Raw genomic sequence first — 11,943 nt, forward strand, 5'->3', positions numbered from 1 at the left:
AGAGAACTCGGTCATTGGAATCAACAGGGCATTACCGCCGCCGGCAGCAGTGCCTTTAACGTTCATGGTCGGGCCGCCGGAAGGCTGCCGCAGGGCACCACCGACGTTCACACCACGTTTTCCCAGACCTTCCATAATCCCAATGGAGGTGGTTGATTTGCCTTCACCCAGCGGGGTGGGGGTAATAGCGGTTACTTCAATGTATTTGCCGTCCGGTTTATTTTTCAGACGGTCAATTACTTTCAGAAAATCAATCTTCGGAGTTTTGCCGTAGGGAATTATCTCGTCCTTTTGAAGCCCCATCATTTCCTGGTACTGCTCGGTAGTCGGGATATTACCCTCTGCCGCTTCTGCGATTTGCCAGTCCTTCAATACTGTAGGATCCCAAGCCATAAAAATACATCCCCCTTTTTTTTAAACAAGCGACTCAATAATAATTGCCGCTTTGTTGTTTTCACTTAATTGATGCAGGTTCCGAAACAGATTTACTAATTTCTTCTTTAGGAGTGAATCTTTTATCATTCAAGGCAAAAGTGATGAGCAAGCCCAGCAACAGGATTACTGACGCAGATATAAAAGTATACTGGGTAGCCTGACTTTCAAAATTATCTTTCAGGAAGGCAACAATCTGAGGCCCTACGATCCCGCCGCACCCCCAGGCAGTGAGGATAGCGCCATAAACCACAGGCATCAGCTTCTGCCCAAAGACATCAAGCACAAAGGAAGGCATGGAGCCAAAGCCGCCACCGTAGCAGAGCAGGATATAACAGACAAGTACGCCAAAGATAATTGGATTATCGACAAACAACAGGGCAAGAAAAACCACTAACTGAGTACCGAGAATCAAACGGAAGGTTTGTACCCGGCCGATTTTATCTGACAGGCCACCCCAGAAGAAGCGCCCCAGACCATTAAAGATTGAGCTAGTGGCAATCAATGTCGCGCCGGCAGCAGCCAATCCGGCAACCACTTGCGGGTTAGACAGCGTAGCCGGGTCCATTGTCTTTTTCAATAGATCCTGGAGCAGGGGAGATTGAAAACCAATGAACATGATGCCGGCAATAATATTGAAGAAAAATACTGTCCACATCATCAGAAATTTACCGGAGAAAACACACTGTTTGGCTGTAATAGTATCCTGAGAAGCCTGCGCTCCAGCGGAAACTGCAGGCGGAGTATAACCTTTCGGCACAAAGCCTGGAGGCGGGTTAACAAGATAATAACCGGCAGGCAAAGTAATAATAAGCATAACTGCTCCTACATAAGAAAATACCATCACAAGATTCCCACCGGTTATGGACATGAAAAGGGGTGCCAGAATCTTGGCCATAATAAGTGCCCCGAAACCAAAACCCATAACAACCATGCCGGTGATGAACCCTTTCTTATCTGGAAACCACTTAGCGGCAGTTGCCACCGGGGTTACATAGCCAAGACCGAGGCCGATACCGCCAATAAAACCATATCCGATATAGAGAAGGGTAAGGCTTTTAATATAAAGCGCATAGGCAGCAACAAAATAACCGAGACTAAACAAAGTTCCCCCAGTCATTGCAAGCCTGCGTGGGCCGTACTTGGGGAGATTAACGCCACCCCAGGCAGCCGCCAATCCAAGAAAGAAAATAGCCAAACTGAATGCCCATGCGGCTTGAGAATTAGTCCAGTTGTTGGCTGCCATAATCGGTTGCTGAAAAAAACTCCAGGCGTAGACAGTACCTAGCGCAAGCTGTAACAAGGTACCCATACTGGCTATCAGCCACCGGTTGGGCATATTCTGCGATTCTGTTCTCATGCTTTTTGTCTCCTCTCCCAAATTAGCTCTTCTTTTAATAAGACAGATACCCATATTGAAAAACAAATAAGCTGAGGTTATAATAGACTTTAGGCATACCAAATAAACCCTGTGACACCTGGTTTATTGCGACTGTCTATGCTTCACTGGTACGACCAATACCGGTGGAGCACTTTCATTTTCCAGGGGTACTTTCCAAACAAGAAAACTTCTTCCGCCAAAACCAACTCCTTTATCATTGTATTTCAAACCTCCTGAAGCTACAGAGATTCCAACCTCCCCTCCTTTCAATAATTTTATAACACAAAAAAACCGTCTGGACACTTTAAAAGATTGTCCAGACGGTCGACTTTTGTCAAAAATTGCACTTCATGTGGTGAACTCCACTTATCCATCAGTCGTGCAATTGATTTATTCTATTATGTGAAGATTATAACACATTGCAGTTTTTCTTGTCAATCACCATTTTCAAACAATAGTGAATATTTGAACATACCTGAATAGTTGCTATTATCAAAACCGGCAAAAACCTGACTGACCAGAGTATGAACTAGTAATTTTACATTATTATACCTTCTCAACGGTTCTCTCTATTTTCTCCAGACGAGCCATTAGTTGATTCATAAATTCATCCTGATGCACCAAGTGGGCCATAATAACCTCTATTTCTTCTCCCGACTTTTTGTTAATCAGATAATCCTGTTCAGCCATTACGCGATCCTTTTCAGCCTGCCTGTTTTGACTCATCATTACTACCGGGCCAGTATAGGCGGCCTGGAAGCTTAACACAAGATTAAGCAAAATAAATGGATATGGGTCCCAGGCATTAAAATAATCAGGGTCAAAGACTTTCATATAGACCAAATAGGCGTTAACTCCCATCCAAACTGCAATAATGACACTTTGGCAAATAATGAACGGCCAACTGCCGACCACCTTTGCTACATAGTCAGCAACACGCTGACCACAGGTCTGGTGTTCATGAAATTCACGGTAAACATTTCTTACAAGATGTTCTTTAACTCTATACCTGGCTGCTGGTCCAAAGTTTGGCTGATCTTGCTTATTCATGCAGATTACTCCTTTTGACGGCTTTTTAATCTTCAAATTCAATTAAGAGAAAGTATCCATAACTTGCCTATAGGCTTAAGTTATGGATACTTTCTCTCCGGATTGCTTGTATTCCTCTATGAACTAAACTAAGATGCGTCTTTAATAACCACCGCTAGAATTTCTTTTTGAGCATTATTTGATAATCATTGTTGGAATCTGATGGATTTCGTTTAATTTCAATCCATTTTTTATTCTCTTCATCAATTTCAACGTGGACTACCCCTTTTCTCAGATTCACTCCCGGCATGAGCTCAAAGCTTTTTTTCTCCTCTTTTTGTATGGTGTATGTATGGTTGGATAGATTAGGAGGGTTATTATCCGTAATATCAAATTTTTTAACAGGAATATGCTGTGACTCTATTGTCTCTGCTTTCGGCTTTGGCAGACTGGTATCAGAAGCGGCCGGTTCCGGCTTGCTCTGGCCTTGCTCCCTGTTAACAGGGAGTACTAGGACTTCTTCTGGTCTGGCACGGGCTGGTTCAGGCGTTGGTGCTGCAGAAAAATAATAATGTTTTACCGCCCAGCCAAGCAACAGCAAAATACTAAAAATAATTACTAAAACCATTGGTTGATTTCTCAGTTTGCAATCCCCCCATTCCACTGCGAAGCTAAATTATGCAATATTTGCTTCGACAGCAGGGGACTAATTCCCTTTACACCATCATTCCTTACATCAGTGAGTATATCTTCCGGGCAATCATGGTTAACGGCACTTGTTCCTGAACAGCACCGATTTCCAAAGCTGCCTTAGGCATCCCATAAACAATTGATGAACGCTCATCTTGCCCGATCGTGCGCGCTCCTGCCTTGCGGAGAGCGAGTAAACCATTGGCCCCGTCATTCCCCATTCCGGTTAGAATTACGCCAATTGCATTCCTGCCCACAATATTAGCGACTGAATTAAACAGGACGTCAACCGATGGACAATGTCCATTGACTTTGTCACCGCGGAAACATTCGACCATATAATCATTATTGAGTCGTTTAATACGCATATGATGATCCCCGGGAGCAATTAGCACCCGACCTGGCAGAATCAAATCACCTGTTCGGGCTTCCTTGACCTGAACAGCACACGTGTGATTCAAACGGTTTGCATACATAGCGGTAAAGACTGGGGGCATATGTTGCACAATAACTGTCCCCGGCATGTTTGCAGAGAACCCTTTAAGCACGGTATCAATCGCCTCAGTTCCACCAGTTGATGCTCCAATAGTAATAATAAGGTTTCGTTTCACAGCCCCTTGCCCGCTTGGGACAGACGGCCTGGACCCGGCATTACCGGCCAGAGGTCTGACTTTCGCCATTGAAGCCACTTTAATTTTAACTATAAGTTCACTGACCAGGCTGTCCTGACTACGTCCACTACTAACATCCGGCTTAGTAACAAAATCAACAGCTCCGGCATTTAAAGCATCGAATACTGTTTCGCTCACAGCACTTACCATGATGACAGGTATTGGGTATTGAGGCATTAGCCTCTTCAAAAATTCAATACCGTTCATACGCGGCATCTCGACATCCAGGGTCATTACATCAGGTTCAAGTTCCAGTATTTTGTCTCTGGCCATATAAGGATCTGCAGCAGTTGCCACAACCTCAATGGACGGGTCCTGTGCAATTGCCCTGGCCAATGTTTCCCGAAACACAATCGAATCATCTACCACCAAAACCCTGATCTTTTTCCTAGCGGACATATACACTATCCCTTTCTATACACAGCCGGTGCTATAAATTTATACTTGCTCTCATGACGATTTATAGATTCAGAGTGACCAATAAACAAGTAACCCCCGGGTTCCATGTGGTCATAAAATCGATTGACCAATTCCTGCTTTGTTTCGGTGTCAAAATAGATCATGACATTACGGCAAAAAATAATATGGAATTTCTTTTTAAAGGGAAAAACCAGATTCATCAGATTAAAGCGCCGAAATATAACCTCGTTCCGCACTTTCTCAGTAATAATGCTGCAGTCATCGTCAAGTTTACGAAAATATTTTGTCCGCCACCCGCCTGGGAGAGTTTCTAGCTGGCTATTGGCATAGACAGCTTTTTGCGCTCTTTCTAAAGCCGCTGCGGACAGGTCTGTTGCCAGGATTTTGGTGTCCCAGCGCCATTTCTCCGCTCCAAAATAGGAGTCAACCGTCATTGCCAGGGTGTATGGCTCTTCCCCGGTTGAACAGCCGGCACTCCATATCCGCAGATCACGATTTTTAGCTTCAGTCCCAGCCAGGTAAGGCAGTACATCCCGCTCTAAAAGCTCGAAATGTTTCGGCTCACGCTGAAAATAAGTATGGTTTGTCGTGAGCTTATTTAACAAAATTGTTCCGGCTTTACCAGTACGATCGCTTAATACATACTGTAAGTACTCTGAGAAATTGTCAAACCCACTCTGCACAATATAATTATGTAAGCGCCCCAGTACCAAACTTCGTTTTTGCGATAAATTGATACCATAATTTTGCTTGATAAACTGAACCAGCTCGCTAAATTCCTGATCACTAATCGCGTCCATGGGCTCCATCCTTTAAAGCAAACAAAGAGAGCTATCGCTCCCCTTGCTAACTACTCTAATACTTGCCAAACTCGTTGTCATCAAGCAGTATTTTCATCTTCGGCTGTATTCCCGTTTTACCGTCCTGTTGAAACCCGTTTTTTTTCTGCTCAATCATAGCTTCAATCGCCCGTACAACCTCCGGATTCAGATTCAAAGCATTACTACCGTTTAAATCCCGGCTCATTTGTTTTAACTTGAATTTCCGGACATGTTCACGCATTACGTCTGCTTGACCTGAGAGTTCTTCACTGGCGGCGGCACTTTCCTCAGCTGTTGCCGAGTTGGTCTGTACAACTTGTGATACCTGACCAATAGCCTGATTTACCTGTGCTAGCGCTGTAGCCTGTTCATTAGAAGCAGCCGCGATATCGCCCACCAATTCCGCAGCCTTGGAAACACCACCTACAATGCCGTTTAGTGCTGCTGCAGTTTCATTGGCGATTTTTGTTCCCACATCTACTTTTTTAATCGAACCCTCAATCATAGCCGTCGTTTCTTTGGCAGCATTGGCGCTTCTGGCAGCTAGATTCCGTACCTCTTCAGCCACAACAGCAAATCCTTTACCGTGTTGTCCTGCTCTAGCCGCTTCAACAGCAGCATTCAGGGCCAAAATGTTCGTTTGAAAGGCAATCTCATCAATTACCTTGATAATCTTAGAGATATTGGCAGATGACTCATTGATCTCATCCATAGCCTTTATCATTTGTATCATTTGACTGTTCCCGGCAATGGCTTGCTCCTTAGCTTCAATTGCCAGATCATTTGCCTGATTGGCATTAACTGCATTTAGCTTGGTTTGCGTGGCTACTTGTGTCATTGAGGCAGTAATCTCTTCAATAGAGCTGGCTTGCTCTGTTGAGCCTTGTGATAACACCTCGCCTGAAGCCGCTATTTGGCGCGCACCGGCTGCTACCTGTTCTGTAGCCTGATTAATACTGGTCATCGTTATATTAAGATTATCCGACATTGTGTTAAAAGCCTGTGCCAATACCCCTATTTCATCCTTTGTCGTAATGTTGACAGCAACATTTAGATCCCCAGTAGCAATCTTTCCTGCCGCTTCTACAACTATATTAATCGGCCCTGAGATTATTCTTGCAATATACAGGCCAAACCCCATCGCAATCACAACACTGATAACGATAAAGGTAATCATAATCATCATTGCCTGATCAGCAGCGGCTGTGTTCGCAGCTGCTTTTTCTTTCGCCATTTGCACTTTCATTTGGGTCAGCTTATCAAGTGTATCACTAAATATCCCGGCGATTCGGACACCTTCGGTCTGCAGCAATTGATTAACCTGATCATTTTGACCAGCCTGAAGCATCAAAAACAGTTTTTTGGTATAGGGTTCATATTCAGCAATGGCACCCTCAAGCGCTTTATGCAATTTTACCCCTTCATCGCTGACCAGGGTTTTGCCAATCTTATCTGTTTCTTCTTTCATAGTGGTGATCGATTCGTTAAATTTCTTTATATTCTCGGCCTGAACCCTAAGGTCTTTGGTCGCCATGGCATCACGGAAATGTACACGCCCCCGTTGGTATGCCTCTGAAATATTTCCCATCTGTTCCAATGGTATCGTAAAGTATTCATACAGCTTGGCATCTTCTTTTGCCAGGTTATTTAGATTGATTACCCCAACTGTACCTATGAGGGCTGCAATCACAGTCACGCAGAGAAATGCACCAATCAGTTTTGAAGCCACTTTTAAATTTCGGAACCAATTCATCTTTATGCCTCCAGCCTATCCAATTCTTCATCGTTCAGCAACTTATCACAATCCAGAATTAGTTTTACATTATTGCCAACTTTACCAATTGCCCTGATAAAACGCTGGTGGTACATGTTATTAACCTGCGGCGGAAGAACAATGTCCTGCTCAGCAATCACCAGGACTTCAGCCACAGTATCCACAATCAGGCCTACCGCAATATCCCTGATTTCCACGACAATAATGCAGGTCCGGTCATTATATTCTCTGAATGGCTTTTTAAACCGGCTTCTAACATCAATAACTGGGATAATTTTACCTCTTAGGTTGATAATACCTTTTACATACTCGGGAAGGTCAGGCACCTCGGTGACAACCTGTAAGCCAATAATTTCTGTAACATATCTGATTTCAATACCATATACTTCTTTATCTAACGCAAAAGTAAGAAATTTTCCCTTCTGGGTATCTTCTTCAAAGTCTGAATCAACCACAAGTTCTGGCATAACAAGCCACCTTTCGTATTTTCAGAAGGCTTTGTAAGCTTAATACTGGCCATTAACACTTTTGCCCCTACAGCAGTCCGGCTACATCCAATATTAAACTAACACTGCCGTCTCCCAATAATGTGCATCCGGCAAGTCCCTGCTTCTTTTTGATATACCCGGGCAAAGCCTTGACAACCACTTGCTGCTGCCCTAGCAGTGAATCAACAAATAAACAGAGGCTGCGGCCATCTACCTCAACCATAAGCATGATTCCTTCATATAAATCTGTTTTACCTGCCTTAATCCCAAATCGTTCATGCAATCGCAGTACAGGATAGCACTGCCCCCTAATCATAAGCATTTCATTATTATCAACATCTTTAATCAGATTTTGATCCTTCAACCGAAAAGATTCCTTGATCGAAATAATTGGTACAGTATAGATCGTATGACCAACGCTAACAATCATGCCATCAATAATAGCCAGTGTGAGCGGGATTCTAATCGACATGGATGTACCCACGCCAGCCACACTGTCAACAGTGATTGCCCCCCCAATTGCTGTGATGTTCTGCGCTACGACATCCATACCCACACCACGTCCGGAAAACTCTGTTACAACTTCTTTAGTCGAAAATCCGGGATGCAGAATAAAAGCATATACCTGTTTGTCTGTTAAAGTGTTATCTGCTTCTTCAATAAGGCCACGCTCGATTGCCTTATGCAGTATTTTTTCCCGGTTCAGCCCCCCGCCATCATCGTGTACAATAATCCAAACATCACCGCCGGCATTTTTCGCTTCCAGCCGAATTCTCCCAATTGGGTGTTTTCCATTGGCAATCCGTTCTTGCAATGACTCGATACCATGATCAACCGCATTACGAATTAGGTGCATGAGTGGATCAGCTATGTTTTCAATTATATTTTTATCAACCTCGGTCTGCTCACCAATTATCTCCAGTTCAACCTGCTTATCCAGTTTGCGGGCCATATCTCTGACAATGCGCGTCATTTTATGAAAGGTCGCTGCTAACGGAATCATCCGGATTGACATGACAACATCCTGAAGCTCACCGGTAATTTTCCGTAACTGCCGCGCCGCTTTATAAAACTTATCCAGATTTAACCCTTGCAACTCAGGATTCTGTGTCACCATTGCTTCAGCGGTGACAAGCTCACCCACTAGATCCATGAGCATATCCATTTTTGTCACATTGACACTGATAAAACTTTGCTTGCCTCCCAGGCAGCGCTCATTATCAGCAGTTACATCCGGTAATCCGAAATCTGTCACCCCACAGGCACTAGGTTCTGATGGCAGTGGCCCGTCTAAATCAATGGTACGCTTTGGCGGTTGTTGGGTTACAGCCAGTTTTTTTACTGTTTCCAGGGTAAATTCCTTTAAAAACATGGTCTGAGCAAAAAAAGCCTCCATTGTCTCCAGGGGATATGAGGTAGCAAAGAGTATTTTAAAGCCTTCAGTTTTGATTGTCTCCGCAGTGTCATCATTCTCCAGAATGTCAGGAGGAAAATACACCATATGTTGAGAAAAATCGCTAAGTTCATTGATAAGCGTCAGTGCCCTTATGTTATCCATACCACAGTCATCATCAAAATAGATTAGTGCCTTATAGATGCTTTGCCCTGAGTCACCAGATAGTTCGCAGGCCTTAATAAGCCCGCAATATTCTATCTCGGCATCTGCCGGCTGTGGTGAGCAAACCTCAGTCTGAGCCTCTACTTTTTTTACTACAGCTAAAAACGTCTTAATCTTGTCATTCAACAGGGAACAATCACCAGTTAGATTGTTCCCTGTTTCCATTTGAGTGGTTTCTCCTTTTATAAAATCAACAACATACAATACCAGATCTGTTAACGCTGAATAATCGACTGTTTCTGGCTTATTCTCCCGCAAGTAATAAAAAACATCTTCCATTGAATGCGCCAGGGTCGAAATATCATTAAATGACATCATGGCGGCAGAACCTTTAATAGTATGCATAATTCTAAACACTTCGTCAATTGAGGTTTCTAACCCGTTTGATTTTTCACTATCTAAGATAAGTTGTTCAAGTTTGTCAAGCAGCTGATTTGTTTCAAATACAAAAAGTTCTGGTCCCGTAACCTGACTATAATCCTTAGTCACTATAAACCACCTTTTTATCAATGCCGTAAATTATTGAAGTCTGGCATCAATTATCGGCCTATTTAAACTTACTGAGTCCGCGAATAACCTGTTCCTCATTAAAGGGTTTTAAAATAAATCCGCATGCACCGGCTAACACCGCTTCTTTGACGTGTCTTTCCTGTCCCATACCAGATATCATAAGCACTTTCGCTTTGGGATTAATCTGCCGGATCTCCTTTAATGCTGCCAGCCCATCCATCTCCGGCATGGTAATGTCCATAGTTACTAAGTCCGGCTGCAACTCATGGTATTTCTGAACACCCTCAGTCCCATTCCGGGCATCACCTACCACATTGTAGCCATTTTTCTCTAGCATTTGTTTAAGGGTTACTCTCATAAAGATGGCATCATCGACAATAAGTACTTTCATATACTCCCTCCACCTCATCTTGAATGTAAGATACTTTGTATAAAGCATAGACCCTTTAAACAACACAAAAAGGCCAGAGTTTACCTGACCTTTTACATGTTAGTATAAACTAAGCACGGCGGCCTGGCAATCATGGTCGCATAGCGACTGTAGACCCATGGCTTTGCGTCCCTGTCTTTCGTCAGGTTTGCCAATATATAATTTTGTCTATTTATGTATTATTTTGTACTCAATTGTATCTCATACCCCTAAGCTCGTCAAGCCTTTATTGGAGTTTTCTCCAGCTTTAACATATTCTTAATTACTAAGAGCAAGACACAACCACCGTCCCCTCGTCTTCAGGGTTCTTCTAGTGGAGATGCAGGAGTATGCCACTTATAAATGGTATTAGCCATATGGCCCAGACGGTTACACTATATTGATGAAACTTTTTAATCCATTGGGAATTTTTATTATATACAACAACCGTAGCCCAGCCGGCATGCAATAACATTATAATAAGCGCAAATAAGCCGGTAAGGCTATGAAAGTCGCTATGGGCTGGCCAAAAGCCGGTAAGGCCTTGCACTGTACTTGCGGCAGAGTTTCTATATAATATTCCCATTACCGATGTGCCCAGAATATCGAAAACTAGCCCGCACCAAAACAGCAGCACATGCCACCGTTTCAATTGACCCTGTATTTTTTCACTCCAAATACCAACCGTATAGGCGATAAATGCTATAATGATCAGAATTACTGCCTGTATCATCTAATTTGTCCTCTCATCCGCTACTAGCAGGTGCCACTTAGTGCATCTATATGTATAACGATTTCTCAGGCATTTTATTGCATGTAAGAAAATAAACTACAATTTTATCATTTGCTTAACGCCCCACTTGGCTAACTCGTCCAGTGCGGGTAATAAGCTGATACCGGCCTCTGTAAGCGAGTATTCAACACGCGGGGGTATTTCGTTATATTGGACCCGATCAATCAACCCGTTGCTTTCCAGCTCCTTTAAGGATTGGGATAACATCATATTCGTGATACCGCACACATTTCTCTTCAGTTCATTATACCTGAGCACCTTATTCTGGCTAAGTGCCCAGATGATTGGCAGATGCCATTTTCCCCCAATAAGGCTGATAGCGTAAATTACCGGACAGTCGCTTGCCTCTTGGGATTTTATTTTACGATTCATAATTTTTCTCCAATACTCATATAATACTGACTAAATAAGAAACAACTGCATACTTGTTTTTTTATGCCTATATCGTATAATCGTATCATAAAAATACATAAAGTAAAGGAGAATTGTCATGGAAGAAGTTCTTAAGTTTTTAACTGAAAATCCTATTTTTTATCTTGCCACCGTCGATGGTGACATCCCGAAGGTGCGCCCTTTTGGCTTTGTAATGAATTTCGAAGGTAAGCTGCATTTTGGTACTAGCAATCAGAAAAATGTGTACAGGCAACTCAAAGCCAACCCTAATTTTGAGATCTCTACAACCTCGAAAACTGGTGAATGGATACGCTTAAAAGGCAAAGCGGTTTTTAACACAAGTAAGCAAAGTAAGCAGGCTGCCCTTACTAAGATGCCACAGCTTGCCAACATGTACAGTGTAGACGATTCTATTTTTGAGTTGTTTTATATTGAGAATGGAGAGGCAACGCTCCAGGATATGAAAGGCAACTCTAAAACAATTAAACTATAACAAGAAGTTTAACCACTGTCT

General features: G+C 43.0%; 13 protein-coding genes and 2 riboswitches. Of the genes, 1 reads left to right on the forward strand and 12 read right to left on the reverse strand.

Going from position 1 to position 11,943, the window contains the following annotated elements; all coding sequences use genetic code 11:
- The 12 genes from VN379_RS13310 to VN379_RS13365 form a co-directional block, all read right to left on the reverse strand.
- The coding region (locus VN379_RS13310) for a formate--tetrahydrofolate ligase (protein ID WP_325534593.1) at positions 1 to 393 on the reverse strand (393 nt) is incomplete at its 3' end.
- A gap of 61 nt (positions 394 to 454) precedes the next feature.
- Complete coding sequence (locus tag VN379_RS13315; RefSeq protein WP_325534595.1) at positions 455 to 1,792, reverse strand: L-lactate MFS transporter; 1,338 nt, start codon at positions 1,790 to 1,792, stop codon at positions 455 to 457.
- Positions 1,793 to 2,120: 328 nt separating this feature from the next.
- Positions 2,121 to 2,204: riboswitch (ZMP/ZTP riboswitch) on the reverse strand.
- A 155-nt stretch (positions 2,205 to 2,359) separates the two neighbouring features.
- The gene (locus VN379_RS13320; protein WP_325534597.1) at positions 2,360 to 2,863 is read right to left on the reverse strand and encodes a DUF1003 domain-containing protein; all 504 of its coding nucleotides are present in this window, start codon (positions 2,861 to 2,863) and stop codon (positions 2,360 to 2,362) included.
- Between the two features lie 154 nt (positions 2,864 to 3,017).
- On the reverse strand, positions 3,018 to 3,470 hold the full coding sequence (locus VN379_RS13325; protein WP_325534599.1) for a hypothetical protein: 453 nt from the start codon (positions 3,468 to 3,470) through the stop codon (positions 3,018 to 3,020).
- A 103-nt stretch (positions 3,471 to 3,573) separates the two neighbouring features.
- The gene (locus VN379_RS13330; RefSeq protein ID WP_325534601.1) at positions 3,574 to 4,602 is read right to left on the reverse strand and encodes a chemotaxis response regulator protein-glutamate methylesterase; all 1,029 of its coding nucleotides are present in this window, start codon (positions 4,600 to 4,602) and stop codon (positions 3,574 to 3,576) included.
- Positions 4,603 to 4,607: 5 nt separating this feature from the next.
- On the reverse strand, positions 4,608 to 5,423 hold the full coding sequence (locus tag VN379_RS13335) for a protein-glutamate O-methyltransferase CheR (protein WP_325534603.1): 816 nt from the start codon (positions 5,421 to 5,423) through the stop codon (positions 4,608 to 4,610).
- Between the two features lie 55 nt (positions 5,424 to 5,478).
- Positions 5,479 to 7,197, reverse strand: coding sequence for a methyl-accepting chemotaxis protein (locus tag VN379_RS13340; RefSeq protein ID WP_325534605.1), 1,719 nt, complete (start codon positions 7,195 to 7,197; stop codon positions 5,479 to 5,481).
- 2 nt (positions 7,198 to 7,199) lie between these two features.
- Complete coding sequence (locus VN379_RS13345) at positions 7,200 to 7,685, reverse strand: chemotaxis protein CheW (RefSeq protein ID WP_325534607.1); 486 nt, start codon at positions 7,683 to 7,685, stop codon at positions 7,200 to 7,202.
- Positions 7,686 to 7,752: 67 nt separating this feature from the next.
- Entirely contained in the window at positions 7,753 to 9,813 is a 2,061-nt protein-coding gene (locus VN379_RS13350; RefSeq protein WP_325534609.1) for a chemotaxis protein CheA, read from the reverse strand.
- A 58-nt stretch (positions 9,814 to 9,871) separates the two neighbouring features.
- Positions 9,872 to 10,225: a response regulator gene (locus tag VN379_RS13355; RefSeq protein ID WP_325534611.1), complete on the reverse strand. Its 354-nt coding sequence runs from the start codon at positions 10,223 to 10,225 to the stop codon at positions 9,872 to 9,874.
- Between the two features lie 114 nt (positions 10,226 to 10,339).
- Positions 10,340 to 10,427: riboswitch (cyclic di-GMP riboswitch) on the reverse strand.
- 147 nt (positions 10,428 to 10,574) lie between these two features.
- The gene (locus tag VN379_RS13360) at positions 10,575 to 10,976 is read right to left on the reverse strand and encodes an HsmA family protein (protein ID WP_325534613.1); all 402 of its coding nucleotides are present in this window, start codon (positions 10,974 to 10,976) and stop codon (positions 10,575 to 10,577) included.
- Positions 10,977 to 11,072: 96 nt separating this feature from the next.
- Positions 11,073 to 11,408, reverse strand: coding sequence for a helix-turn-helix domain-containing protein (locus VN379_RS13365; protein WP_325534615.1), 336 nt, complete (start codon positions 11,406 to 11,408; stop codon positions 11,073 to 11,075).
- A gap of 118 nt (positions 11,409 to 11,526) precedes the next feature.
- On the opposite strand from VN379_RS13365, the gene VN379_RS13370 reads away from it, so the two are divergent.
- The gene (locus tag VN379_RS13370) at positions 11,527 to 11,922 is read left to right on the forward strand and encodes a pyridoxamine 5'-phosphate oxidase family protein (RefSeq protein WP_325534617.1); all 396 of its coding nucleotides are present in this window, start codon (positions 11,527 to 11,529) and stop codon (positions 11,920 to 11,922) included.
- The last annotated feature ends 21 nt before the right edge of the window (positions 11,923 to 11,943 follow it).

Source organism: Sporomusa sp. (assembly GCF_035561255.1).
Taxonomy (GTDB): Bacteria; Bacillota; Negativicutes; order Sporomusales; family Sporomusaceae; genus Sporomusa.

What these genes read in the sequence shown, in the direction of transcription:
- VN379_RS13345 (WP_325534607.1), bottom strand. Translation starts at nt 7,685, where the DNA reads ATGCCAGAACTTGTGGTTGATTCAGACTTTGAAGAAGATACCCAGAAG.
- VN379_RS13355 (WP_325534611.1), bottom strand. Translation starts at nt 10,225, where the DNA reads ATGAAAGTACTTATTGTCGATGATGCCATCTTTATGAGAGTAACCCTT.
- VN379_RS13325 (WP_325534599.1), bottom strand. Translation starts at nt 3,470, where the DNA reads ATGGTTTTAGTAATTATTTTTAGTATTTTGCTGTTGCTTGGCTGGGCG.
- VN379_RS13365 (WP_325534615.1), bottom strand. Translation starts at nt 11,408, where the DNA reads ATGAATCGTAAAATAAAATCCCAAGAGGCAAGCGACTGTCCGGTAATT.
- VN379_RS13315 (WP_325534595.1), bottom strand. Translation starts at nt 1,792, where the DNA reads ATGAGAACAGAATCGCAGAATATGCCCAACCGGTGGCTGATAGCCAGT.
- VN379_RS13335 (WP_325534603.1), bottom strand. Translation starts at nt 5,423, where the DNA reads ATGGACGCGATTAGTGATCAGGAATTTAGCGAGCTGGTTCAGTTTATC.
- VN379_RS13330 (WP_325534601.1), bottom strand. Translation starts at nt 4,602, where the DNA reads ATGTCCGCTAGGAAAAAGATCAGGGTTTTGGTGGTAGATGATTCGATT.
- VN379_RS13320 (WP_325534597.1), bottom strand. Translation starts at nt 2,863, where the DNA reads ATGAATAAGCAAGATCAGCCAAACTTTGGACCAGCAGCCAGGTATAGA.
- VN379_RS13370 (WP_325534617.1), top strand. Translation starts at nt 11,527, where the DNA reads ATGGAAGAAGTTCTTAAGTTTTTAACTGAAAATCCTATTTTTTATCTT.
- VN379_RS13360 (WP_325534613.1), bottom strand. Translation starts at nt 10,976, where the DNA reads ATGATACAGGCAGTAATTCTGATCATTATAGCATTTATCGCCTATACG.
- VN379_RS13340 (WP_325534605.1), bottom strand. Translation starts at nt 7,197, where the DNA reads ATGAATTGGTTCCGAAATTTAAAAGTGGCTTCAAAACTGATTGGTGCA.